Origin of the sequence: Streptomyces sp. NPDC002935 (assembly GCF_040611295.1) — a bacterium.
Lineage (GTDB): Bacteria > Actinomycetota > Actinomycetes > Streptomycetales > Streptomycetaceae > Streptomyces.
The window spans coordinates 61,443-85,646 of sequence record NZ_JBEXNW010000014.1; the positions used below are offsets into that span (position 1 = coordinate 61,443).

Here is a 24,204-nt window from a genome sequence, read left to right on the forward strand (position 1 = left end):
CGTCGACTGGCGGCCTCTAGGCGTAGGCGGCCAGCAGCGCGGAAAGTAGCCCGGCCGCCGCAGCAGTGAAGACCCGTGGCTTCCTCCAGCCCGGCCCTGAAGCCTGGCGGTTCAGTTCCCACGTGAACACCAGACAGCCGCCAAGGCCCAGCGCGTCGCGCAGCAGGAAAACGATGGTGTGCACAGGGAACCTTCCAGAGACCTTCGAACGGATCGGAAGGCTACCCCTGGCAACCGTTTGGTCTGCTGGTGGGTCGCTCAGCCGGGGCGCGGGCTCACAGGATCGGCTGGGCAATCTGAGGGGAGTGTGCCAGGACCCCGCTCCGAAAGTGGAGGTCGATCATGGTCATGGATGTTCGGCGGCTGGTTGGCCGGCCTGTCGGAGAAACCACGGCGGCGCTGATCCGTCCCGTCACCCACCACTCGCCCCAGCTCCCATCCCGTCTGCCGTCGACCCACACACCGTGGAGCGGGCGTGGTTCAGGGCGTCAAGGTGGAGCGCCCTGCCGGACGAACGACCTTGACGCCCTGGGCCGCGACTGCTCGGCTCTGCCTGGGTCGACGGCAGACGGGATGGGAAGCACCCCGCGCACGCCACAATCGGCCGGCACCCGCGAACGGAGCCCCCGCCATCTCGGAGCCTGAGCGCCCCCGCCGGAGGCATGCTTTGACCGCTGCTGCAATGTGCAGTGATCAGCTCATGGCCATCGGCCTTGTCCACCTGTGGGCGCGCGTCGGCGCAGCGCGGGCGGAGCGGGCCGAAGGCAGGAGCGGCGCCCGCAGCGGAGCCGGGAGCGCGCCCGGCGGAGCGGAGCGCAGCCGGGGCTTGATGAGGTAGAGAAACCTGTAACAGGTCAGCTCACGCCGCATCGGTCGGCAAGCTCCCGGAGCGACTCGGGTACGCGTCGGCCGGAGAGTTGGATGAGGTCGCGGATGATCTCGCGGGCCAAGTGGTGATCGCGGATCTGTTCCGGTGCGAGGGTCTCGGCCTCCAAGAGCGCTGCGGTGGCCTCGCCGACGTGTCGGCGCTGCGAATGGGCTCGTGCGACGTCGAGGAGGAAGCGCGCTTGGCGTTCAGCGGAGAGCCCGCTGGCGTCGACCTGTGCCGCGATCTCCAATGCCATTCCGGCATCCCCCAGTTCCACGGCCGTGCTCACTGAGTGCAGCTTGACGTTCGTGGGGCCGAACTCGGTGTCGAAGTCGTTCCGGTCCTCGCCAAGCCGCGCGGCGATTTCCTCTGCTCGCTCAAGGTGGGCGTGCGTCTCGGATCGGTTGCCCTCGCGTGCATTGATCACCGAGAGCACAAGGTTCATGGCGCCGAGAAGTGACAGTTCCTCGGCTGGGCAGGCGGGATCCCCTGCCCGTGGGTCCAGGACCTCGACCGCTGACTTTGCTGCTTGCTCGGCCTGGTCCATGTGTTGCTGGCGCATGAACGCGTGAGCCATGCGAAAGAGGCTGGCCACCACCTCAAGCGGCTGGCCGGCCATCTCGGCGGCCTGTAGGGCGCGGTCTGCGGCTACCCATGCGGCATCAGCCTGATCCTGGCGCGTGAAGCTGGCGGCGGCTGCCTGGTAGCTGCGGGCTCTTAGAGAGTGCAACTCGATCTGATCGGCTGCGGGTGCGTGGCGTACCGCAACCTCGATGTCCGGCAGCAACTTGACGAGATGGTCACTCAAGGCCGCAAAGCTCGATGCATGGACGTACTCCCATGCCTCGTCGACGCGACTGCGGAACTCGGCAAGCGTGGGCACAGGGGAACCCGGTCCGCGGTCGAACAAGCTACCCAGGGCTGGGTGACCTGTGAGAGCGACGCGAAGGCCGTCTAGATCGTTGCTTTCCGGCACGGGTGGGACATCAGCCTTGTCCGCAGCAGTGGGTGCTGCGTCCGGCCGAACATCTCTTATCGACGCGCCCAACGCATCTGCTAGCCCTTGAAGGATCGCCAGACGCTCAACAGGCTGCACGCCGCGTTCTACTTGGGACACCCAGCTCTCGGAGCGGCCCATGGCGGTAGCAAGATCGGCTTGCGACATGCCTGCGGCTCGCCGCAGCTCCTTGACCCGCTGACCAGTGGTGGGAGGAAGGGTGCTCACTTCGCGGCTCCGTGCGGGTACTTGCCGGCGTACGTCTCAAGCCAGTCCACTTCGGTCTTCTCGACGTACCGCGTTCGCTCGCTCAGGAATCGCACCGTGTGCGGTTGGCGCTCGTGCTCCTCGAACGCCGCCCGATCGGCGTAGATCTCGAAGAAGATCCGCTGGTTGGGCTCCCCTTCAATCGTGTGGCAGGCGTAGACCAGCGTCCCCGGTTCGTGCGCCCGGATCCCCGATTCGGTCTCCTTCACCAAGGTGTCGAACGCGTCTCCCATGCCGTCGCGCAAGGTGAAGCGGACAAAGAGTGCAAAATTCCCCATACTTCCTCCTTCTTCCCGGGCTCAGTCTCGCAGAAGCAGAGTTTCACTGCTACTCGCAGCTTTTCTGTTGACCCGCAGAAAAACTGCGAGTAGCTTCGAAAAGGTCAGGAACAAGGCACCCCGGACTGCGTGCCATCCGCCAAGATCACGACGCAGCCCGGGGCTCATCCCACAAGGGGAGAACTCCATAATGCCGTCCTTCAAGATCGACGTTTCGACCGCTGTGGTGTTCGTGGCGACCGCGCCCGTGCCGAAGCTGGTCAACAAGCAGACCGGTGAGCGGGCCGTGGATCGTGAGACGAACGCGGGTCTGTCCACGGTGGGCCTGCTCATCTCGGATGAGGGGGAGGGGAACCTCTACCAGGTGACCGTCCCGGAGACGGGTCTCCCGGAGGGGCTGGCGCCGGGTATGCCGGTGAAGGTGATCGGGCTCAAGGCCCGAGACTGGGAGAATGAGTTCAACGGGCAGAAGCGGCACGGGATCTCGTTCCGCGCGGTCGCGATCACAGCGGCGGCCTGACCATGACTGACGTCGCTACCTGGTTAGAGCTGGGCGGTACTGCGGCCGGCGCCGGTGGTCTGGGCTTGGCGAAGGTCCGCGCTCCGCGCGTGTACTGGTCGCTGGTCGGACTGCCGGTCACCTGGGGCCGCTTCACCCTCTCCTACCGCTCCACCATGGACGTGTGCGGGCTCACGGTGCAGCCGTCGGGGCTTCGGGCGTTCATGGTCCGCAACGTGGCCCGGCGTGAAGTGCAGCCGGTGCCGCCGAAGGTCCGCCGGGTCCGCGGCACGTCCACCGGCCTGCGGGTCACGCTGCGACTGCCCGCCGGCCTGGAGCCGATGGACGTCGTGGCCTCCTCGGAACGGCTCCGCCACGCCTGGGGCGTGCACTCGGTGAACGTCACCGAGACGAAGCCCGGCTTCGTGGAACTGCGCATGACCGGGTACGACGTGCTGCGCCGGGTGCGCATGCCGCGCAAGGCACGCCCTCACGACATGATCGTGCCGGTGGCACTGCGGGAGGACGGGACCGTCTTCGTCCGCGACTACCGCAAGGTGCCCATGGCACTGACCCTAGGCGCCAACCAGTCCGGCAAGTCGATGTATCAGCGCAACCTGGTCAAGAGCCTCGCCCAACTGCCTGTCGCCCTGGCGGGTATCGACTGCAAGCGCGGTGTGGAGCAGTCCGCATACGCGCCCCGCCTGTCGGCTCTGGCCACGACGCCGGACGATGCCGCCTCGCTCCTCGATGTCCTGGTCGCCGAGATGGAATCCCGGTTCGACCTGCTAAGCCTGCACGGCGTCTCAGACCTGTGGGAGCTGCCGGAGGACGTACGCCCGGTGCCCATCGTGCTCCTCGTGGACGAGATCGCCGAACTCTTCCTGATCTCCTCCAAGAAGGATGAGGAGCGCCGCGAGCGGCTAGTCACTGCGCTGGTCCGGCTGGCGCAGATGGCCCGTGCCGCGGGGATCTTCCTGGAGATCTGCGGGCAGCGCTTCGGCTCCGAACTCGGCAAGGGCGCAACGATGCTCCGCGCGCAGCTCACCGGGCGTGTGGTGCACCGGGTCAACGACAAGCAGACCGCCGAAATGGGCCTCGGGGACGTCGCGCCCGAAGCTGTTCCGCTGGTGACGTCGATGGCGCCGGACAAAGCCGGCCTGGCGGTCGCCGCGGATGCCTCGGGTGGCTGGTCCCGAATCCGCACCCCGATGACCACCCCGGCCGAAGCCACCGCGGTGTGCCGGGAATTCGCCCACCTGGTCCCGAACCTGCCCGCGCTCGACCCGTTCCGCCCCTACGTTCCGGAACCCGCGGTCGACGGGCCTTCGCTGGTCAAGCCGGTCCCGGTGACCGACTAACCCTCTGATCCATCCCGGTTGGCGTGACCGTCTCGCGCCAGGTCCCTACCCGAGCCATGCCGGAAACAGGAGGACCCATCCCGTGTGTGAGCACATCGAGGACTTCCACCGCACGGTGCTGATGCTCGGCGCGCTGGCCGTGTATGCCGAACAGACCGGAGCCGACACCGCGTTCATCGAAGCGGTGGGCCCGTCGCTGGCCGCATCGCTGCCGGAGCCGCCGCCGGGCATGTTCCCGCCCGGCTACGACCCCACCGCCGGCCCCGACTACCCCGGCGGCTGGTGACCCCATGGCCACCAAGAAGACACCCCCGCGCCCCGCCCCCGCGCCTGCTGCGCCGAAGTGCGGGCCCTGCAACGGCACCGGAGAGGTCGCCCGCACGGTCCGCGTCGGCCGCAAGCACCGCACCGTCGGCGAACAGGCCGGGATCTGCCTGGCCTGCTTCGGCACCGGAGAAGCCACCGAATGAACCCGCCGGGACCGGGCGGGCGGACCTCGTTCCCCGCCCGCTCCGGCCCAACTCCCGCGAAGGAGGTGAAGACATGTCCCGCTCGATCCGACCGGATGCCGTGCTCGTTCAGGCCGTGATCGCCGGCGCGCTGTCCTTCGCCCACCTACACGACCTCGCCTCGGCCGCCGGGCAGTCCGGATGGAAAGCCTGGGCCTACCCGGTCAGCGTCGACCTGCTGCTCGTCGCCGCATGGCGCCGGCTGCGGACTGCGCGCAAGGACCGCTCCGCCTGGACCTGGTTCGTGATCGCCCTGTTCGCCTCGCTCGGCGCGAACATCGCCACCGCCGGACTCCTCGACCTCGACCACGTCCCGGCCTGGCTGTGCATCCTCGTCGCCGGCTGGCCCGCCCTCGCCTTCCTCGGCGGAACCCTCCTCGTCCACGCACCCAGTGACACTCCGGCCCCGGTCGCGGTTTCCGCACAGCCTGTGGATGAACCAGCCGCGCCGGAGGTTGACGTACGGCGTGACGAGCCGGCCCCGCCCGCGGCGCCGGAGCTACCGGCCGCCGTGCCTGCTGCTCCTGCGGTGACGGTGCCGGTCGCCCTCCTGGACCACGCCCGAAAGATCGCCGACAGCCACCGCGCTGCGACCGGATCGCCGATGGCCGCGGAGGCACTGTCCGCTCGGCTCGGGCTGCCCGGTCCAATGACCGCCGCCATCACCTCCGAACTGCAACTCACCTGACCCGAAGGGACCGTCATGCCCGCCCATCGGCGCTTTCGCGACTTGATCCGTATCGGCCCAGTCCAGGTCGCCACGTACTTCGACGGACACGGCCGGGACAAGCACACGGCGGCCTGCTCCGCCCCCGGCTGCGGCTTCTCCGCCGACTACTACGACCGTTCAGGCGCCGAACTCGCCGCCCGCACACACCGCTGCAAGGCATAGGAGACCGCCCGCCATGGACGTTCCGCTCTGGCTCGCTCTGATCGTCGTCGGTGCCCTCGGCGTCAAGCTCGTCCGCCCGCCCTGGTGGCTCGTGGCTGTGCTCCTGCTCGGCGGCTACCTCATCGCCGACAGCTTCCTCGGCCCCACCGTCGCCACCGTCGTCAAGTAACCCCAACCCGAAAGGGGAAAGCCCGTGTTCACCCCGAAGTACCCGACCCCCGACACCCCGCCCGCCCCGGCCCCGACCGCACCGAGCGCCGGCGCCCCGGTGCCCGTTGCGCAGGCTCCCGCCCCGCTCGCGCAAGTCTCGAACCGGCCGACCGTTCAGCTCACCCCCGGCAGCACGGTCGCCCTCGCGGTAGCCGGAGGCGGCGTGGTCCTCGTCGTCGGCGCGGTCCTGGTCTCACTGCTCCTCGCCGTCGCCATCACCGGCATGTCCGTGGCGGTGTGCGCGGTCGTCCTCCGCTCGATCCTCAACCAGGAAAGGAAGCACTGACATGGGCCTCTTCAGCCGAAAGGACAGCTCCGCGCAGTCCGCTCGCAATGACCATCTGGTCGAACTGGGCCGGGACTACGCCATCGCGCGCCGGCACCGCGACACCAAGGCCATGAACCGGATCATGCGCGAGATCGGCACCGACAAGGACGTGACCGACCTGAACGCCTTCCGCGCCGGCCAGGAGTCCTACGACTCCGTCCCGCCCATCCCGCGCGGACGCAACCGCCGCAAGTAACACCCGTCCGGGGCGGCCTCAACCGCCAAGTATCCGCCGCCCCGGACGGCCCACCTTCCTGATCCAACGGACCCGAAAGGGAAGCCTCATCATGCCCCAGCACCACCCGAACACGCCCGTCTGCCGCGACTGCGACGGCTTCCCCGTCGTCGCCATCACCACCGGCGGACGCAACCGCGACGGCTCCCGCACCACCCTCCGCATCGCCTGCCCGGCCTGCAAGGGCACCGGCCGCACGGTCCGCCGCGCAGCCCTCGCCCTGGCCGGGAGGTGAGCGCCGTGGCCGACCTGACCCCCGACAAGAACGCACCCGGTCTGCATGTCGCTGCCGAACCGTTCTACCGCAGTCACGACGACCCGGCCCGCTGGTGGAACACCACCGCCTCCACCCCCACCGGCTCCTACACCTGCGGCGGCTGCGGCCAGTCCGACACCGCCACTGGCCACCGCGACGTAGCCGCCCTGGTCAACGACTACACCGACAACCACGGCCCGGCCCACCGCGGGGGCCGTTGATGACCGCTCCTCGTGTCCTGGATCTGTACTCCTGCGCGGGCGGGGCCGGCTGGGGATATTGGCTCGCCGGGTTCGAGGTCGACGGCTGCGACATCGCCGACCGCCCCCGCTACCCCTTCCCCTACCACCGCGGCGACGCGCTCGAATACCTCGCCCACCTGATCACCACCGGCGACATCGACCGCTACACCCTCGTGCACGCCTCCCCGCCCTGCCAGGCCGGCTGCGCCCTCACCGTGGGCACCAACCGCTCCCAGGGCTGGGGCGGTTCGCACACAGACCTTGTGGCGCCGACCCGCGAACTCCTCGACCGCACCGGCCTTCCGTACGTGATCGAGCAGCCGAACGGCCGGGCGAGGATCCGCAAGGACGTCTCGTTGTGCGGCGTGATGTTCGGGCTGAAGGTCTTCCGGCACCGGAACTTCGAGCTGGGCAACTGGTCCACGGTCAAGCCGGTGCACGTCAAGCACGACGGCTACGTCCGCGGCCACCGCCACGGCGTCTATCGCGACGGTCCCTATGTCGCCGCGTACGGCAAGGGCGGCGGCAAGGCCACCGTGCCGGAGATGCAGGCCGCTATGGGCATCACCTGGACCGACGTCCACGAGGAACTGACCGAGGCCATCCCGCCCGCCTACACGCGGTGGATCGGCACCGCCTTCCTGACCGCCCGACAGGAGGTGTTGGCGTGACCGACCCCGCCACCGCGGCGGGCTTGGACGCGGCCACCCTCGGCGACGTGCTGAGGGTGGCCGGCTCCTCCGACTTCGACCGCTGGCAAGAACAGATCCGCCGCACTGGGGGATGCTCCGATCCCATCCGGTTATCCGGCGCCACCAAGACCATCGACCCGACCACCAAGACCGTCCTGCACGCGTACACGACCGAGCACGAGCCGGGCGGCATGCTCCGCATCGCCTGCGGCAACCGCCGCGCCTCCCGCTGCCCGGCCTGCGCCTGGACCTACGCCGGCGACACCTACCACCTGATCCGCGCCGGCCTGACCGGAGACCCCGACAAGGGCACCCCGCACACCGTGCGCGAACACCCCCGCGTCTTCGCCACGCTCACCGCCCCGAGCTTCGGCTCCGTCCACAACCGCCCCGGCAACCGGCCCTGCCGCTGCGGACAACACCACCCCGAGGACGCGCCCGAACTCGGCACCCCGCTCGACCCCGACACGTACGACTACGCGGGCGCCGTGCTGTGGAACAACCACGCATCCGACCTGTGGCGCTACTTCTCGATCTACCTCCGCCGGGAGATCGCCGCCCGCGCCGGGCTCACGCAGAAGGATGCCCGCGAACAGTCCCGGGTCTCCTTCGGCAAGGTCGCCGAGTACCAGAAGCGCGGCGCGGTCCACTTCCACGCGGTGATCCGCTTCGACGGACCCGAGGGACCCGACACACCGCCCCCGCACTGGGCCACGCTCGGACTGCTCACCGACGCGATCGGGGCCGCTGCTGCCCGCGTCGCCGTCGACGTCGCCGCCGCGGGTGACGAGCCGGCTCGGACGCTGCACTGGGGGACACAGCTCGACGTCCAGCCGATCAGCGCGTTCGGGGACGGTGAAGAGATCACGGAACAGGCCGTCGCCTCCTACGTCGCCAAGTACGCGACGAAAGCGGCCGAGAGCACGGGCGCTGTGGACCGCCGGGTCGGCAACAGGGAAGCCCTCGTGCTCCTCGACGCGCCCGACCACCCCCGTCGGCTGATGGAAGCCTGCCTCGACTTGCACGCGCTCTACCCCGGCCGGAAGCTCCGCGACTGGGCACACATGCTCGGCTTCCGCGGCCACTTCTCCACCAAGTCCCGCCGCTACTCCACCACCCTCGGCGCGCTGCGCCAGGTGAGAGCCGACTACCGCGCCGCCCAACAACGCGCCGCCCTCGGCCTGCCCGACCCCGACGACAACCCGGAGGCAACCACCCTCGTGCTCGCCCACTGGACCTACGCCGGCCACGGCCACACCCCCGGCGAATCCTGGCTCGCCGCGAACATCCGCCGGGACATCCAGCTCAACCGCGAAACCGCACGCGAAGCACTGGCCGAGTTGCCAGATCAAGAGGACTGGGAGGTACACGCGTGATCCGGTCTCTTCCTGACCAGTACCTGACCCCCGAAGACCTGGTGATTCTGCTGCGTCTGCCCAGTGTCGAGACCGTCTACCAGTGGCGCCGTAAGGGCACCGGGCCTCGCGGCTTCCGTGTTGGTCGGCACCTTCGCTTTGACCCCCAGGACGTACGCGCCTGGGTCGACTCCCTGAGAGAAAGGGCCGCCTGATGGCCGGGCACATCCAAGACCGCTGGTACAAGACCGAGCCCGGTGCCGACGGCAAGGCTCGTAGGACGAAGACCGAGCGCTACGGCGTCGGGCTGCGCTATCGGGCCCGCTACGTCGGCCCGGACGGGTCCGAGAAGTCGAAGAGCTTCCCCGACAAGCAGAAGCGCAAGGCTGAGCAGTGGCTGGCCAACATCGAAGCTGACATGTCGCGCGGTGATTATGTCGCTCCCGACGCCGGCAACGTCACGTTCGAGCAGTACGCAAGGCAGTGGATGACCACGCAGATCACGGACCCGCTGACCCGTGAGTCCGTGGAGAGTCGCTTGCGGCTGCATGCCATCCCGTACCTGGGCACGCGCCCGATGGGATCGTTCACCCCGTCCCACCTGCGGCTCTGGCTGCGGACCCTGGAGGACCGTGGGCTTTCCGCCGGGTACCGACGCGGGATCTTCGCGCACGTCTCGACGGTCTTCACGGCTGCCGTTGAGGACCGGGTCATCCGGGTCAATCCGTGCCGGGCTCGTTCCGTGCGTGCTCCTCGTCTGGAGCCGCGCAAGGTCAAGCCGTGGCCGGCCGAGAGGATCAGGGCCGTGCGTTCGGAGCTGCCGGAGCGCTACCAGGCTCTCGTCAACATCGCGGCCGGATGTGGCCTGCGTCAGGGTGAAGCGTTCGGCCTGGCGGTGGAGGACGTGGACTTCCTCGGGGGAGTGGTGCACGTCGTACGGCAGGTCAAGTTACTGAGGCTGCATCGTCCGGTGTTCGCCCCGCCGAAGGGTGGCAAGGAGCGTGACGTGCCTCTGCCGGAGTCTGTCGCCTTCGCGCTGGCAAAGCACCTCAAGCGGTACCCGGCAACCAGGATCACGCTGCCCTGGAAGACCCTCGACGGTCCGCCCGTCACGGCATCGCTGATCTTCACCGGGCCTATGGGGTTATCGCTGGACCGGAACCGCTTCAACGACCGCGAGTGGCGGCCGGCGCTTCGAGCCGCGGGCGTCGAGACCGGGCGGGACAACGGCATGCACGCGCTGAGGCACTTCTACGCCTCGGTGCTGCTGGACGCGGGGGAGAGCATCAAGGCTGTCAGTGAGTATCTGGGTCACCACGACCCCGGCTTCACGCTGCGGACGTACACGCATCTGATGCCGTCGAGCGGGACTCGGACCCGGGCCGCCGTGGACGGTGTCTTCAGCGATGAAGAACCCACGGAGGACGGCCCGGACACGGCCCAGGAAGGCGCCTAGCCCTCTGACCTGCGGTTACCTCAGTAGCCGAAGTCCTGCGTCCACCAAGGGCCGCCCGTGCCGAAGTGGGCTCCGACGCCGAGGGTCTTGAAGTCGCAGTTCAGGATGTTGGCCTTGTGGCCGGGGCTGTTCATCCAGGCTTCCATGACGGCTGCCGCGTCGGCCTGACCGCGGGCTATGTTCTCGCCGCCGAGGCTGGTGATCCCGTCCTTCGCCGCACGGTCCCAGGGGCTGAGCCCGCTCGGGTCGGTGTGGTCGAAGAAGTCCCGCGCCGCCATGTCCTCGCTGAAGGTCTGAGCAAGGTCCGACAGGGCGCTGTTCGCGGCCACCGGGCTGCAACCCACCTTGGCCCGCTCGTCGTTGACGAGCTTGAGCACCTCGGCCTCGGCGGCGGCCTCCGCGGACACGGTCACCGGGGTGTCGGTCTTCGGCGCCTTGGTGGCGGTCTTGGAAGGCTTCGGAGCCTTGGGCTCCTTCGTCTTCTTGTCGTTCTTGTCGCTCTGGTCGTTCTTGGTGGGCTCGGCGCTCGGCTGCTCCGTCGTGGTCGGAGCGGCCGACGGCGACGTGGTCGAGGGGGCGGCCGGCGGGGTCGCGGCGCGATCGGCGTCCCGGCTCGTCGCCGAGCCGTCGTCGTGGGAGTCCGCGTTGCCCGAGGTGCCGCCCTGCTGGGTCTCCAGACTGGACGGCGAGCTCGCGGCCTGCACGTTGTCGGAGTTGCTGCTGCCACCGCCGAGCGCGTAGTTGTCGCTGCCGGGCAGTACACCGGCCGCGACGGCCACGGTGCCGAGGGCCACGGCGGCTGAGACGCCGAGCAGTCCCGTCTTGACCGGGCTCGGACCCTTCCTCTTGCGGTGCGAGCGGGCGGAGGCCGCGGACGGGAGATCGGCGACGGCCGCGTAGCCGTACAGGTTCTCCGGGCCGTAGCTTTCCGTGTGGGCCCCGTTCGTATCTGTGACTCCGGTGGCGCGCCCTGTGGCGGCGCGGCCGGCGTCGGAGCGTCGGTGGCGTCCCATCTCTTGGGCCTTCCTCGATCTTGAGTCAGCGATCCTCACATGAACCTCACCCGAAAGAGTGAGTTTCTAATGAGACTCATTGGGTCGGGACGGTACCCCATGGCGCAAGGGGAGGATGTGCTCCGCGAGACATTGTCCGGTTAGCGTGCAGCCATGAACGAGGTCGTACGGCTGGTCGTCTGGGTGCGCGGACGGGTCCAAGGTGTGGGTTTCCGCTGGTTTACGCGGGCCAAGGCGCTGGAGATCGGCGAGCTGAGTGGTTTTGCTCTCAATCTCGACGACGGACGCGTCCAGGTGGTCGCGGAGGGCCCCCGGGCCGGCTGTCAGGGTCTGCTCGACTGGCTCCAGGGACACGACACGCCCGGGCGGGTGGACGGAGTCACTGAGATCTGGGACACGCCCCGGGGGATCTACGACGGCTTCGCCATCCGGTGACGATGACGGCCGCGATGTCCCGCGCCGAAGCCATGGCGTATGCCACCGGCATCCCTCAGTAGCGGAAACGGCCTGGTGGTTGCCAAGAACGGCTCGAAGTGGCAGGCTCCCGAGGTAACGATGATCTCGACGCCCTGAGGGTCCCGCAGGAGTCGCAGCGCCGCCGTCCCTGGAGCCGCGCGACAGTGGGTTGCCCCCCGATACGGGGCGTGATCGTGTTGACCGTCAAACTTTTTGGTGAGACGCTGAAAGCCCCGCGCACCCTAGCTGTTTGGCATGTGGAACGGCAGCAGGACATCAGCAGTGTCAAGCATCGCGGGTGCGATTCCCTCACGACCCACACCGCTTCGGTCGGTCACTCAGTGTGGAGGACCATCCATCATGGCAAAGGCGCTTCTCGGTTACGTCGGCGGTTCCGATCCGCGACTCATTGCCGAGATGCGACGGCTCCAGCAGCGCGTACAGGACCTCGAATCCGAGCTCGTACGGATTCAGGCCGAGAACGACGCGCTCGCGGCTGCCGCTTCTCACGACTCGCTTCTCGAGAGCATCGACGTACCCCAGGCGGAGCCTGCGCTCACCTGATCACTGCACCGCACCACGACAGCAGTGGTTGGGCAGCCCGAATCAACCGCTAAGTTGTCAGATTTGCAAGGGACGCCCTTAGGCGTCCCTTCTTTCTTTCCCCCGAGCACCCTTCCCCCTCTTTAACGTCTGGTGTGCCCTGCGCGTTCATGGGCGAAACCGCGCGTTCATGGAGTGAGACCGGCCCGAAAGGTAGAGTCCAGCGGCGTGCACCTCAAGGCCCTGACCCTGCGCGGGTTCAAGTCGTTCGCCTCGGCGACCACGCTGCGGTTCGAGCCGGGCATCACCTGTGTCGTGGGCCCCAACGGCTCGGGCAAGTCCAACGTCGTGGACGCGCTCAGCTGGGTCATGGGCGAGCAGGGGGCCAAGTCGCTGCGCGGCGGCAAGATGGAGGACGTCATCTTCGCCGGCACCACCGGGCGCCCGCCGCTCGGCCGTGCCGAGGTCTCCCTCACCATCGACAACTCCGACGGCGCCCTGCCCATCGAGTACGCCGAGGTCACCATCACGCGGATCATGTTCCGCAACGGCGGCAGCGAGTACCAGATCAACGGCGACACCTGCCGACTGCTGGACATCCAGGAACTGTTGTCCGACTCCGGCATCGGCCGCGAGATGCACGTCATCGTCGGACAGGGCCAGCTCGACTCCGTCCTGCACGCCGACCCGATGGGCCGCCGCGCCTTCATCGAGGAGGCGGCCGGCGTCCTCAAACACCGCAAGCGCAAGGAGAAGGCGCTGCGGAAGCTCGACGCGATGAAGGCGAACCTCGCCCGCGTCCAGGACCTCACCGACGAACTGCGGCGCCAGCTGAAGCCGCTCGGCCGGCAGGCCGCCGTTGCACGCCGCGCCGCCGTCATCCAGGCCGACCTGCGCGACGCCCGGCTGCGCCTGCTCGCCGACGACCTCGTACGACTGCGAGGGGCACTCCAGTCCGAGATCGCCGACGAGGCCGCGCTCAAGGAGCGCAAGGAATCCGCCGAGTCCGAACTCAAGAAGGCGCTCCAGCGGGAGGCACTGCTTGAGGACGAGGTACGGCAGCTGGCTCCGCGCCTGCAGCGCGCACAGCAGACCTGGTACGAACTCTCCCAGCTCGCCGAACGGGTGCGCGGCACGATCTCGCTGGCCGACGCGCGGGTGAAGAGCGCCACCTCACTGCCCGCCGAGGAACGGCGCGGACGCGACCCCGAGGACATGGAGCGCGAGGCCGCCCGGATCCGTGAGCAGGAGGCCGAACTCGAAGCGGCCCTGGAGGCGGCCGAGCGGGCCCTGGAGGACACCGTCGCGCACCGCGCCGAGCTGGAGCGCGAGCTCACCGTCGAGGAGCGCCGCCTCAAGGACGTGGCCCGCGCCATCGCCGACCGCCGCGAGGGACTCGCCCGCCTCAACGGCCAGGTCAACGCCGCCCGTTCGCGCGCCGCCTCCGCCCAGGCCGAGATCGACCGGCTCGCCGCCTCCCGCGACGAGGCCCAGGAACGCGCGGTCACGGCCCAGGAGGAGTACGAGCAGCTGAAGGCCGAGGTCGACGGCCTCGACGCGGGCGACGCCGACCTCGCCGAACAGCACGAGGCGGCCAAGCGGGCCCTGTCCGACGCCGAGGCCGCGCTGACCGCGGCCCGCGAGGCGGCCACCTCGGCCGAACGCAGGCGGGCAGCGACCCAGGCCCGCCACGAGGCCCTGGCGCTCGGCCTGCGGCGCAAGGACGGCACGGGCGCCCTGCTCGGCGCCCAGGACCGGCTCACCGGAGTGCTCGGTCCCGCCGCCGGACTGCTGTCGGTCACCCCCGGCTTCGAGGTCGCGCTCGCCGCCGCGTTCGGCGCGGCCGCGGACGCCATCGCGGTCACCACGCCCGCCTCGGCGGCCGAGGCCATCCGCCTGCTGCGCAAGCAGGACGCGGGCCGGGCGGCCCTGCTGCTCGCCGGAGCGCCCGAGGAGCCCCGCGCCGGTGCGGGCCAGGCGGGCGACGCCCCCAGCGACGTACCCCTTCATGACCGGGACCGGGACCGGGACAATGATCGGGACCGGAACAGTGATCGGGACATTGACCGTGACCGGGACCTGGACGAGGGGCGGAGTGACGGGACGCCGTACGCCGCCGATCTCGTCCGGGGTCCCGCCGAGCTGATGCCCGCCGTACGGCGGCTGCTGCGCGGGATCGTCGTCGTCGGGACCCTTGAGGACGCCGAGGATCTCGTCTACGCGCGGCCCGGACTCACCGCGGTGACCGCCGAGGGCGACCTGCTCGGGGCGCACTTCGCGCACGGCGGGTCCGCCGGGGCGCCCAGTCTGCTCGAAGTACAGGCCTCCGTGGACGAAGCGGCAGCCGAGCTCGAGGAACTCGCCGTACGCTGCGACGAGTTGACCGAGGCGCAGCGGCTGGCGACCGAGCTGCGCAAGGAGCGGGCCGCGTTCGTCGAGGAACTGGGGGAGCGACGGCGGGCCGCCGAGCGGGAGAAGTCGTCGGTCGCGCAGCAGCTCGGACGGCTGGCCGGGCAGGCGCGCGGCGCCGCGGGCGAGGCGGAGCGGAGCACCGCGGCCGCCGCCCGCGCCCAGGACGCGCTCGACCGGGCCGTGGACGAGGCCGAGGAACTGGCCGAACGGCTCGCCGTGGCCGAGGAGATGCCCGTCGAGGAGGAACCCGACACCTCGGTACGGGACCGGCTCGCCGCCGACGGAGCCAACGCGCGCCAGACGGAGATGGAGGCCCGGCTCCAGGTGCGTACGCACGAGGAGCGGGTCAAGGGACTCGCCGGACGGGCCGACTCGCTCGACCGGGCCGCCCGCGCCGAACGCGAGGCACGCGCGCGTGCCGAACAGCGCCGGGCCCGGCTGCGCCACGAGGCGGCCGTCGCCGAGGCCGTCGCCTCCGGCGCGCGGCAGCTCCTCGCGCACGTCGAGGTCTCGCTCGCCCGTGCCGAGGAGGAGCGCACCGCCGCCGACAGCGCCAAGGCCCGCCGTGAGCAGGAACTCGTCGCCGCGCGGAGCCAGGGCCGCGACCTCAAGGCGGAGCTCGACAAACTCACGGACTCGGTGCACCGGGGCGAGGTGCTCGGCGCGGAGAAGAGGATGCGCATAGAGCAGCTGGAGGCGAAGGCGCTGGACGAACTCGGCGTCGAACCGGCGGGACTCGTCGCGGACTACGGCCCCGATCAGCTCGTACCGCCGTCGCTGCCCGCCGAGGGCGAGGAACTGCCCGAGGACCCGGAGCATCCGCGCAACCAGCCCCGGCGGTTCCACCGCGCCGAGCAGGAGAAGCGGCTCAAGTCGGCCGAGCGGGCGTACCAGCAGCTCGGCAAGGTCAATCCGCTCGCCCTGGAGGAGTTCGCCGCGCTGGAGGAGCGCCACAAGTTCCTCAGCGAGCAGCTGGAGGACCTCAAGAAGACGCGCACCGACCTCCTCCAGGTGATCAAAGAGGTCGACGAGCGCGTCGAGCAGGTCTTCACCGAGGCGTACCGGGACACGGCCCGCGAGTTCGAAGGCGTCTTCAGCCGGCTGTTCCCGGGCGGGGACGGGCGGCTCATCCTGACCGATCCCGACAACATGCTCACCACGGGTGTCGACGTGGAGGCCAGGCCGCCGGGCAAGAAGGTCAAGCGGCTCAGCCTGCTCTCCGGCGGCGAGCGGTCGCTGACGGCCGTCGCGCTGCTCGTGTCGATCTTCAAGGCGCGCCCCAGCCCGTTCTACGTGATGGACGAGGTCGAGGCGGCGCTCGACGACACCAACCTCCAGCGGCTGATCAGGATCATGCAGGAGCTGCAGGAGGCCTCCCAGCTGATCGTGATCACGCACCAGAAGCGCACGATGGAGGTCGCCGACGCGCTGTACGGCGTCTCCATGCAGGGCGACGGCGTCTCGAAGGTCATCAGCCAGCGCCTGCGGTGATCCCTACGGCCCGTCCGGCTCCGTGAGGTCCTCGCCCACGCCCTCGTCGGCGAGTTCGGCGATCACCTCCGCGTGGCAGCGCTCGGGGACGCACCAGCAGCCGAGCCGGTGGCCGCGCAGCGCGGGGAGCTCGGCCAGCAGCTCGGGACGCGCCAGCAGGTACGCGCGGTACATCTCGACGACCTCCTCCCGGGTGCCGTCGTGGCCCGGGCGGAAGGGGCTCGCCAGCGGGGAGCCGGCCAGCCGCCAGCCGCCCCGGTGCATGGCGCGGCCGACGTACACCACATCGGCATACGCGGGATCGTCGCGATGACCCTTGAGATTGACGACCGTCGTGGGCGGCATGGTCGGATCCTCGCCCCTCGCGCCCCTCCCGGCAACGCGAACGCGGCGGCAGCGCGCCCCTGCGGGCCGTCCGTCGTGTTCCGCCTGTCACACCCGCCCCCTTCGCCCAGGAGCCGCGCGCCGGAACAGCCCTCGCGGCTGCCGCCCGCGCCGGGCCTCCCGACGGGCTCGATCGACCGCGCGGTCGGCCACGAGCACGTCAACACGCTGCGGATTCCGCTGTGTCGACGCGGCGGAGCGACGACGGGACCCGGGCCCACCGTGGCTTTTGGTGGGCCATCCGGGCATAGGATGTTCAAGCTTTGAACACAAGCTCGCCACATCAGGCGCAGAACCCCATAACAATCGAAGTTTGACTTCGAAAGTTGAAGGCATAGTCTCTGCGACGTTGCTTTTACCTTCAGGTGGTGGGCGGCGCGGACGTATGCGCCACTGATAGCACCAGCGAAGGGTTTCGCCCCCCCCACCTCCGGCAGCGAGGCCGGTGGCCCGAGGAGTTTTACGTGACCAGCGCAGCGCAGGCACCTAAGTCAGAAGCCAGGTCGGCTCACCCCGAACATCTCGGGCACGTCATCTTCATCGCGGCGGCGGCCGCCATGGGCGGTTTCCTGTTCGGCTACGACAGTGCCGTGATCAACGGCGCTGTCGAGGCGATCCGAAGCCGCTACGACATCGGCTCCGCGGCCCTGGCCCAGGTCATCGCCATCGCGCTGATCGGCTGTGCGGTCGGTGCCGCGGTCGCCGGTCGCATGGCCGACCGCATCGGACGCATCCGCTGCATGCAGATCTCCGCGGTCCTCTTCACCATCAGCGCCGTCGGCTCGGCGCTGCCCTTCGCGCTGTGGGACCTCGCCTTCTGGCGCATCATCGGCGGATTCGCCATCGGCATGGCCTCCGTCATCGGCCCCGCCTACATCGCCGAGGTCTCCCCGGCCGCGTACCGCGGACGGCTCGGCTCCTTCCAGCAGGCCGCGATCGTCGTCGGCATCGCCATCTCGCAGCTCGTCAACTGGGGCATCCTGAACGCCGCCGACGGCGACCAGCGCGGCGAGCTGATGGGCCTGGAAGCCTGGCAGGTCATGCTCGGCGTCATGGTCATCCCGGCCGTTCTCTACGGTCTGCTCTCCTTCGCCATCCCCGAGTCGCCGCGCTTCCTCCTCGAGGTCGGCCGCAGGGAGCGCGCCCGCGAGGTGCTCAAGGAGGTCGAGGGCGACAAGATCGACCTGGACGCCCGCGTCGCCGAGATCGAGCACGCCATGAAGCGTGAGCACAAGTCGACCTTCAAGGACCTGCTCGGCGGCACCGTCTTCTTCAAGCCGATCGTCTGGATCGGTATCGGCCTCTCGGTCTTCCAGCAGTTCGTCGGCATCAACGTTGCGTTCTACTACTCCTCGACGCTGTGGCAGTCGGTCGGCGTCGACCCGGCGGACTCGTTCTTCTACTCGTTCACGACGTCGATCATCAACATCATCGGCACCGTGATCGCCATGATCTTCGTGGACCGGATCGGCCGTAAGCCGCTCGCCCTCATCGGCTCGGTGGGTATGGCCATCGGTCTCGGTCTGGAGGCCTGGGCCTTCTCCTTCGACCTGGTCGACGGCAAGCTGCCGGCCACTCAGGGCTGGGTCGCCCTGATCGCCGCCCACGTCTTCGTCCTCTTCTTCGCCCTCTCCTGGGGTGTCGTGGTCTGGGTCTTCCTCGGCGAGATGTTCCCGAACCGGATCCGCGCCGCCGCACTCGGTGTCGCCGCCTCCGCGCAGTGGATGGCCAACTGGGCCATCACCGCGAGCTTCCCGTCCCTGGCCGACTGGAACCTCTCCGCCACCTACGTGATCTACACGTGCTTCGCGGTGCTCTCCATCCCGTTCGTGCTCAAGTTCGTCAAGGAGACGAAGGGCAAGACCCTGGAGGAGATGGGCTAGCCCTCCGCGTCACCGGTGGCTCCTCGCGGGCCCCGGTGGCTCCCCGGAACTCGGGGAGAAGGGCCAAGTCCCCGCTGCCCCTCTCCCCGTACTCGTCAAGAGGGCGTGCTGCCCCGGCTCGGACCGTGAGGTCATTCGAGCCGGGGCAGCACGCTTTCGCAGAACAGCTGCAGGCTGCGCCAGCCCTCGTCGACGGGCATCCCGCCGGACAACGGATGCAGGACGAGGTTCTCGAGGCCCTGCGCCACGCACTGGTCCGGCGTGAGGATGCGGTAGACGCCCTCGGCACGCAGCTCCTCGACCGTGGTGGCCGCCGATTTCACCGCCGAGCGGATCTCGCCGGACTGCCAGGAGGCGTACGTCCGCGCCTCGTGCAGGAAGTGGGAGCCGTACTCGGCCCAGGCCCGGTCCGGGTCCTCGGCGATGTGCAGCAGCGGCGTCTCGGCGCCGGGCATCATGGTCCAGCCCTCGGTGCCGTACTCGATGAGCCGCTCCTTGTAGTAGGCCTCCAGCTCGGGCAGGTGCGCGCTCGGGAAGAACGGCAGCCCGAGCCGGGCGGCGCGCCGGGCCGCCGCCCTGGAGGAACCGCCCACCAGCAGCAGGGGGTGCGGATCCGAGAACGGACGCGGGGTGACCCGTACCGTGCGGCCCCGGTAGGTGAACTCCTCGCCGGTCCACGCCTTCAGCACCGTCTCCAGCAGCTCGTCCTGGAGCTTGCCGCGCCGCTTCCAGTCGACGTCGAACAGCGCGTACTCCTCGGGCCGGTAGCCGATGCCGGCCACGGTCACCAGCCGCCCGCCGCTCAGCAGGTCGAGTACGGCGATGTCCTCGGCGAGGCGCAGCGGGTCGTGCAGCGGGCCGATGACGGCCGAGACGGTGACCGCGAGATGCCGGGTCGCCCCGAAGACCGCGCCCGCGAACGCGAACGGCGAGGGCAGCCAGTTGTTGGCGACGCCGTGGTGTTCCTCGGTCTGCACGGTGGTGATCCCGCGGTCGTCGGCGTACGTGGCCATCTCGACGGCCGCCTGGTAGCGGGCACTCAGCGAGGCGGGGGTGGCGTCGGGTTCGACGAGGTTGAAGCGCACGACCGTTACGGGCATGGGGAGCCCCCCCTTCGTGTGTGGAGGGGGACGGTAGCTGACGGTGCGTCAGACATCCATAGTCGCGGAACCTTTCGCGGGCCGTGCCAGGGGCGCCACCGCGGGCCCGGGGGGCACCACAGGGCGGCGAGGGCGCGGCACGGTCCACGGTAGGAGCCGTGCCGCACCCTGGGTACGCTGCGCGCACACCCGCGCACCCCTTGAGTGACACCGGGAAGCGTGGTGACTCCGCCGTCGAGGTTTCCCGCCGACGCGCGGCCGACCGGCGGACCGGACCGGCCCGGCCCGCGGGGCACGCGGCCCCCGCACGGCCAACGGCTGGCCGGACGCGGGGTCACGCATACTGGACGCGTTATGGAAACCATCATCCTTGCTGTAGTCATCGCCGTGGTGGTGATCGGCGCGCTCGGTGGGCTCGTCGTCGGCAGTCGCAAGCGGAAGCAGCTGCCCCCGCCGCCCCCCGCCGCCCCCGACATCACCGCCCCTCCGGCCGAACCGCATGTCGGCGACGAGGCCGAGGAGCCGCGCGAAGAACCGCGCCGCACCCTGGAGGAGGTGGATCTCCCCGACGGCTCGGCCGCCACGTCGGTCGTCGTCGAGGAACCTCCGGCCGTCCCCGCGATCGAGATCCCGGAACCGACCGCGGGCCGCCTGGTGCGCCTGCGCACCCGGCTCTCCCGCTCGCAGAACGCGCTCGGCAAGGGGCTGCTCACGCTGCTCTCGCGCGAGCACCTCGACGAGGACACCTGGGAGGAGATCGAGGACACGCTGCTCGTCGCCGACGTCGGTGTGCAGCCCACCCAGGAACTGGTCGAGCGGCTGCGCGAGCGCGTGAAGGTGCTCGGCACCCGGACGCCGGACGAGCTGCGCGGCCTGCTGCGCGAGGAGCTGCTCCTGCTGCTCGTCCCGGAGTTCGACCGCGAGGTCAAGACCGACTCGAACCTCGACACCCCGGGCATCGTGATGGTCGTCGGCGTCAACGGCACCGGCAAGACCACCACCACCGGCAAGCTCGCGCGTGTGCTCGTCGCCGACGGGAAGAACGTCGTGCTCGGCGCCGCCGACACCTTCCGAGCCGCCGCCGCCGACCAGCTGCAGACCTGGGGCGAGCGCGTGGGCGCCCGCACCGTCCGCGGTCCCGAGGGCGGCGACCCCGCCTCGATCGCCTTCGACGCGGTCAAGGAGGGCATCGAGGAGGGGGCGGACGTCGTCCTCATCGACACCGCGGGCCGGCTGCACACCAAGACCGGCCTCATGGACGAGCTCGGCAAGGTCAAGCGCGTCGTCGAGAAGCACGCGCCGCTTGACGAGGTGCTGCTCGTCCTCGACGCGACCACCGGCCAGAACGGTCTGGTCCAGGCGCGTGTGTTCGCCGAGGTCGTGGAGATCACCGGCATCGTGCTGACCAAGCTCGACGGCACGGCGAAGGGCGGCATCGTCATCGCCGTGCAGCGCGAGCTGGGTGTCCCCGTCAAGCTGGTCGGGCTCGGGGAGGGCGCGGACGACCTGGCGCCCTTCGAGCCGGAGGCGTTCGTTGACGCCCTTATCGGAGAGTGAGCACCCGCGTGAACGCGTAGGTGCCCGAAGAAGCGCCCGCCCCCACGACACTGTCGGGGGACGGGCGCTTCGTCGTTCCGGGACCGGGCCCGTCGAAGGCGCCGGCGCCATCGATCTGAGGCGACGGCCGGGCCGGTGCGGGCACGCTCAGGCCCGTGAGCGGTGTGCCACGTAGGCGAGGGTGCCCAGCAGCAGCCGGGCCGGAGGCGGCTTCGTGGCGGAGTCGAGTGCGGGGGAGCGCAGCCAGCGGACCGGGCCGAGTCCCGCGCGGTCGGAGGGCGGGGCCGTGATGAACGAACCGGGCCCCAGGCCGTGCAGGTCGAGGGAGGCGTCGTCCCAGCCCATCCGGTAGAGAAGCTCGGGAAGCTCGGCGGCGGAGCCGGGGGAGACGAAGAAGTGGGCGCGGCCGTCCGCGCCGGCTGTGACCGGACCGAGGGGGAGACCCATGCGCTCCAGGCGGGCGAGCGCGCGGCGCCCCGCCGGCTCGGCCACCTCGATGACGTCGAACGCCCCGCCGACCGGCAGCATCACCGCGGCACCCGGGAACTCGGCCCAGGTACCGGTCGCCTCGTTCAGTGTCGCGCCGGCCGGGATGGTCGGGGCGAAGCTCAGGGGGTGCGCACCCGGCGCCGCACAGTCGGCCCTGCCGCACGAACACACCCCTGCGGCGGCCCGGGCGCCCGGGACCACGTCCCACCCCCAGAGTCCGGTGAATTCCGCGACGGCGGTGCTCTCCGACGAGCGGCCGCGGCGACGAGTGCCGGTCCGGATGTCGCGCATCGCCCGACTGCTGCCGATCGTGAAGCCCATGCCCCCTCCAACGGGTCCGATGCGCCGGTGGTTACGTGATGGAACCGGATTGTCACCCTCTGTTCCTGGCTGCCCCGTATCGCGCCGTTCAGGCAGCGCCTTGTGGTGCACCAGGTGGTGCGCTCGGCTCCGTGCGCCCCGGCGTACACCGCTCCGCCCACCCCCGGCCTTCTAGTGTCAAGTCAATCGCGAGCAGGGCGCCCGGAGTTCATTCGAAGGGGTGGCGAATGGTGGCGTTTCACGGATCGCCATGGCTGGACGCGTGATCGTAGGATTACTTTGAGTGCACGAGTCCTGGGGACGTATGCACTCGTGGGTATGCCAAGGGCAAGTCGGCTTACCGTTCGAAGGGTGAGAACTGCCGGACGCGCGGCCGTATTTACCGGCATTCTGATAGGGCTTGGCGCAGAGCGGCGACAAGTGGTCTCGGGGAGTGGGGGCGTTCCAGTGGGCGGCAACGGTGGAGGCGGGACGAACGCTGACAGGCGCCCCAACGAGCTGCTCGGCTCGTGGTTCGTGCGCAGTGGCTGGTCGAAGGGCGAGCTCGCACGTCAGGTGAACCGCAGGGCCCGCCAGTTGGGTGCCAATCACATCTCCACGGACACCTCGCGGGTGCGCCGCTGGCTGGACGGGGAGAACCCGCGCGAGCCGATCCCGAGGATCCTGTCCGAGCTGTTCTCCGAGCGGTTCGGCTGTGTCGTCGCGGTGGAGGACCTCGGTCTGCGCACCGCCCACCAGGCACCCTCCGTGTCGGGCATCGACCTCCCGTGGACGGGCCCCCAGACCGTCGCCCTGATCAGCGAATACTCGCGCAGCGACCTGATGTTGGCGCGGCGCGGCTTCCTCGGCAGCTCGCTGGCGCTCGCCGCGGGTCCTGCCCTTATCGAGCCCATGCAGCGCTGGCTCGTCCCCGCGCCCACGGCGCCGCAGGAGGAGCCCGAACCCCCGGCCACGACCCGCCGCGGCGGCCGGCTCTCCAAGCCGGAGCTGGACCTCCTGGAGTCCACCACCGTGATGTTCCGTCAGTGGGACGCCCAGTGCGGCGGCGGACTGCGCCGCAAGGCGGTCGTCGGCCAGTTGCACGAGGTGACGGACCTGCTCCAGGAGCCCCAGCCCGCTGCCACCAGCAAGCGCCTGTTCAAGGTCGCCGCCGAACTGGCCGAGCTGGCAGGCTGGATGAGCTACGACGTGGGCCTCCAGCCCACCGCGCAGAAGTACTTCGTGCTCGCCCTGCACGCCTCGAAGGAAGCGGGCGACAAGCCGCTCGGCTCGTACGTCCTGTCCAGCATGAGCCGTCAGATGATTCATCTCGGGCGGCCCGACGACGCGTTGGAACTGATCCATCTCGCGCAGTACGGCAGCCGCGACTGCGCGAGCCCGCGCACCCAGTCGATGCTGTATGCGATGGAGGCCCGCGCCTACGCCAACATGGGCCAGCCCGGAAAGTGCAAGCGGGCCGTCCGGATGGCCGAGGACACCTTCGCCGATGTGCACGAGTGGGACGACCCGGATCCCGACTGGATCCGCTTCTTCTCCAAGGCCGAGCTGTACGGCGAGAACTCGCACTCCTACCGAGACCTCGCCTATGTTGCCGGGCGCAGCCCCACGTACGCCTCCATGGCCGAGCCCCTGATGCAGGAGGCGGTCGACCGCTTCGGCAAGGACTCCGAGCACCAGCGTTCGTACGCACTCAACCTCATCGGCATGGCCACCGTGCACCTTCTGCAGCGTGAGCCCGAGCGGAGTGCGGACCTGGCCAAGGACGCCCTGAGGATCGGGAAGAAAGTGCGCTCCGAGCGCGTCAACACTCGTATCCGAAAGACGGTCGACGCCGCGGTCCGCGATTTCGGTGACCTCGCCGAGGTCATCGACCTCACCGACCAGCTGGCCGTCGACCTGCCCGAGACCGCAGAGGCGGTCTGACTCCCGGCCGCGAAGGCGGCCCCGCCCAGTACCCCGGCCGCGGCCGGTCGTCCCGAACTGCCCGACTCGGCTCCCCCATGCCAGGTCATCGGACGACCAGCCGTGGCCGGTTCCGTCTGTGGCCCCGACCGGGGCCGCTCTCACGAACGTGGCTGGTCACCGGGGGGATGCCGCACATCCTGGTCGC

28 protein-coding genes are annotated in these 24,204 nt (G+C 69.9%); 21 read left to right on the forward strand and 7 right to left on the reverse strand.

The genetic code is table 11. From position 1 onward, the window contains the following. Nucleotides 1–16: 16 nt before the first annotated feature. The 3 genes from ABZX90_RS20545 to ABZX90_RS20555 form a co-directional block, all read right to left on the reverse strand. Nucleotides 17–184 carry a hypothetical protein gene (locus ABZX90_RS20545; RefSeq protein WP_351135383.1) on the reverse strand — a complete coding sequence of 56 codons (168 nt, stop codon included), beginning with the start codon at nt 182–184 and terminating at the stop codon, nt 17–19. 670 nt (nt 185–854) lie between these two features. Next, complete coding sequence (locus ABZX90_RS20550; protein WP_355206697.1) at nt 855–2,093, reverse strand: helix-turn-helix domain-containing protein; 1,239 nt, start codon at nt 2,091–2,093, stop codon at nt 855–857. Beyond that, complete coding sequence (locus ABZX90_RS20555; protein WP_355206700.1) at nt 2,090–2,410, reverse strand: antibiotic biosynthesis monooxygenase; 321 nt, start codon at nt 2,408–2,410, stop codon at nt 2,090–2,092. Before ABZX90_RS20555 ends, ABZX90_RS20550 begins: the two co-directional genes overlap by 4 nt. A gap of 190 nt (nt 2,411–2,600) precedes the next feature. Between ABZX90_RS20555 and ABZX90_RS20560 the strand changes: the two genes are divergently transcribed. From ABZX90_RS20560 to ABZX90_RS20630, 15 genes are all read left to right on the forward strand, one after another. Further along, the gene (locus ABZX90_RS20560; protein ID WP_355206703.1) at nt 2,601–2,930 is read left to right on the forward strand and encodes a hypothetical protein; all 330 of its coding nucleotides are present in this window, start codon (nt 2,601–2,603) and stop codon (nt 2,928–2,930) included. Between the two features lie 2 nt (nt 2,931–2,932). Next, nucleotides 2,933–4,270, forward strand: a complete 1,338-nt coding sequence (locus ABZX90_RS20565) for an FtsK/SpoIIIE domain-containing protein (RefSeq protein WP_355206705.1) — start codon at nt 2,933–2,935, stop codon at nt 4,268–4,270. Nucleotides 4,271–4,352: 82 nt separating this feature from the next. Beyond that, nucleotides 4,353–4,556 (forward strand): hypothetical protein, encoded by a 204-nt coding sequence (locus ABZX90_RS20570; RefSeq protein ID WP_355206708.1) that lies wholly within the window; start codon nt 4,353–4,355, stop codon nt 4,554–4,556. 4 nt (nt 4,557–4,560) lie between these two features. Further along, nucleotides 4,561–4,740, forward strand: coding sequence for a hypothetical protein (locus tag ABZX90_RS20575; protein ID WP_355206711.1), 180 nt, complete (start codon nt 4,561–4,563; stop codon nt 4,738–4,740). Between the two features lie 73 nt (nt 4,741–4,813). Beyond that, complete coding sequence (locus ABZX90_RS20580; protein WP_355206714.1) at nt 4,814–5,467, forward strand: DUF2637 domain-containing protein; 654 nt, start codon at nt 4,814–4,816, stop codon at nt 5,465–5,467. 15 nt (nt 5,468–5,482) lie between these two features. After that, nucleotides 5,483–5,671, forward strand: coding sequence for a mobile element transfer protein (locus tag ABZX90_RS20585; protein WP_355206717.1), 189 nt, complete (start codon nt 5,483–5,485; stop codon nt 5,669–5,671). A gap of 13 nt (nt 5,672–5,684) precedes the next feature. Further along, nucleotides 5,685–5,840, forward strand: a complete 156-nt coding sequence (locus tag ABZX90_RS20590) for a hypothetical protein (RefSeq protein WP_355206720.1) — start codon at nt 5,685–5,687, stop codon at nt 5,838–5,840. 24 nt (nt 5,841–5,864) lie between these two features. Further along, entirely contained in the window at nt 5,865–6,167 is a 303-nt protein-coding gene (locus ABZX90_RS20595) for a SpdD protein (protein ID WP_355206723.1), read from the forward strand. Nucleotide 6,168: 1 nt separating this feature from the next. Further along, entirely contained in the window at nt 6,169–6,405 is a 237-nt protein-coding gene (locus ABZX90_RS20600) for a hypothetical protein (RefSeq protein ID WP_355206726.1), read from the forward strand. A gap of 91 nt (nt 6,406–6,496) precedes the next feature. Further along, nucleotides 6,497–6,679, forward strand: a complete 183-nt coding sequence (locus ABZX90_RS20605) for a hypothetical protein (RefSeq protein WP_355206729.1) — start codon at nt 6,497–6,499, stop codon at nt 6,677–6,679. 5 nt (nt 6,680–6,684) lie between these two features. Further along, the gene (locus ABZX90_RS20610) at nt 6,685–6,921 is read left to right on the forward strand and encodes a hypothetical protein (RefSeq protein ID WP_355206732.1); all 237 of its coding nucleotides are present in this window, start codon (nt 6,685–6,687) and stop codon (nt 6,919–6,921) included. Continuing rightward, nucleotides 6,921–7,613: a DNA methylase gene (locus ABZX90_RS20615; protein ID WP_355206735.1), complete on the forward strand. Its 693-nt coding sequence runs from the start codon at nt 6,921–6,923 to the stop codon at nt 7,611–7,613. The genes ABZX90_RS20610 and ABZX90_RS20615 overlap by 1 nt, the downstream gene beginning before the upstream one ends. Beyond that, a complete protein-coding gene (gene repSA, locus ABZX90_RS20620) occupies nt 7,610–9,010 on the forward strand; it encodes a replication initiator protein RepSA (protein ID WP_355206738.1) in 1,401 nt (466 codons plus the stop codon). Before ABZX90_RS20615 ends, repSA begins: the two co-directional genes overlap by 4 nt. Then, on the forward strand, nt 9,007–9,204 hold the full coding sequence (locus tag ABZX90_RS20625; protein ID WP_355206741.1) for a helix-turn-helix domain-containing protein: 198 nt from the start codon (nt 9,007–9,009) through the stop codon (nt 9,202–9,204). Before repSA ends, ABZX90_RS20625 begins: the two co-directional genes overlap by 4 nt. After that, complete coding sequence (locus ABZX90_RS20630; RefSeq protein WP_355206744.1) at nt 9,204–10,445, forward strand: site-specific integrase; 1,242 nt, start codon at nt 9,204–9,206, stop codon at nt 10,443–10,445. The genes ABZX90_RS20625 and ABZX90_RS20630 overlap by 1 nt, the downstream gene beginning before the upstream one ends. A 20-nt stretch (nt 10,446–10,465) precedes the next feature. Here the strand turns inward: ABZX90_RS20630 and ABZX90_RS20635 are convergent, their stop codons facing one another. Continuing rightward, entirely contained in the window at nt 10,466–11,458 is a 993-nt protein-coding gene (locus ABZX90_RS20635) for a CAP domain-containing protein (RefSeq protein WP_355206747.1), read from the reverse strand. Between the two features lie 153 nt (nt 11,459–11,611). Between ABZX90_RS20635 and ABZX90_RS20640 the strand changes: the two genes are divergently transcribed. From ABZX90_RS20640 to ABZX90_RS20650, 3 genes are all read left to right on the forward strand, one after another. Beyond that, nucleotides 11,612–11,893 carry an acylphosphatase gene (locus tag ABZX90_RS20640; protein ID WP_351123695.1) on the forward strand — a complete coding sequence of 94 codons (282 nt, stop codon included), beginning with the start codon at nt 11,612–11,614 and terminating at the stop codon, nt 11,891–11,893. Nucleotides 11,894–12,274: 381 nt separating this feature from the next. After that, nucleotides 12,275–12,478 (forward strand): hypothetical protein, encoded by a 204-nt coding sequence (locus ABZX90_RS20645; protein ID WP_028802434.1) that lies wholly within the window; start codon nt 12,275–12,277, stop codon nt 12,476–12,478. A 207-nt stretch (nt 12,479–12,685) separates the two neighbouring features. Then, entirely contained in the window at nt 12,686–16,360 is a 3,675-nt protein-coding gene (locus ABZX90_RS20650; protein ID WP_351123692.1) for an AAA family ATPase, read from the forward strand. A 3-nt stretch (nt 16,361–16,363) separates the two neighbouring features. On the opposite strand, the gene ABZX90_RS20655 is transcribed toward ABZX90_RS20650, so the two are convergent. Further along, the gene (locus ABZX90_RS20655) at nt 16,364–16,705 is read right to left on the reverse strand and encodes a DUF4326 domain-containing protein (protein ID WP_351123690.1); all 342 of its coding nucleotides are present in this window, start codon (nt 16,703–16,705) and stop codon (nt 16,364–16,366) included. 503 nt (nt 16,706–17,208) lie between these two features. On the opposite strand from ABZX90_RS20655, the gene ABZX90_RS20660 reads away from it, so the two are divergent. Further along, nucleotides 17,209–18,627, forward strand: coding sequence for a sugar porter family MFS transporter (locus ABZX90_RS20660; protein WP_355206752.1), 1,419 nt, complete (start codon nt 17,209–17,211; stop codon nt 18,625–18,627). Nucleotides 18,628–18,758: 131 nt separating this feature from the next. On the opposite strand, the gene ABZX90_RS20665 is transcribed toward ABZX90_RS20660, so the two are convergent. Beyond that, nucleotides 18,759–19,727: an LLM class flavin-dependent oxidoreductase gene (locus ABZX90_RS20665; protein ID WP_351123685.1), complete on the reverse strand. Its 969-nt coding sequence runs from the start codon at nt 19,725–19,727 to the stop codon at nt 18,759–18,761. Between the two features lie 354 nt (nt 19,728–20,081). On the opposite strand from ABZX90_RS20665, the gene ftsY reads away from it, so the two are divergent. After that, complete coding sequence (ftsY, locus tag ABZX90_RS20670; protein WP_351123682.1) at nt 20,082–21,284, forward strand: signal recognition particle-docking protein FtsY; 1,203 nt, start codon at nt 20,082–20,084, stop codon at nt 21,282–21,284. 147 nt (nt 21,285–21,431) lie between these two features. On the opposite strand, the gene ABZX90_RS20675 is transcribed toward ftsY, so the two are convergent. Beyond that, entirely contained in the window at nt 21,432–22,094 is a 663-nt protein-coding gene (locus ABZX90_RS20675) for a bifunctional DNA primase/polymerase (RefSeq protein ID WP_351123680.1), read from the reverse strand. 447 nt (nt 22,095–22,541) lie between these two features. Between ABZX90_RS20675 and ABZX90_RS20680 the strand changes: the two genes are divergently transcribed. Further along, nucleotides 22,542–24,017: a hypothetical protein gene (locus ABZX90_RS20680; protein WP_351123677.1), complete on the forward strand. Its 1,476-nt coding sequence runs from the start codon at nt 22,542–22,544 to the stop codon at nt 24,015–24,017. Nucleotides 24,018–24,204: the final 187 nt, after the last annotated feature.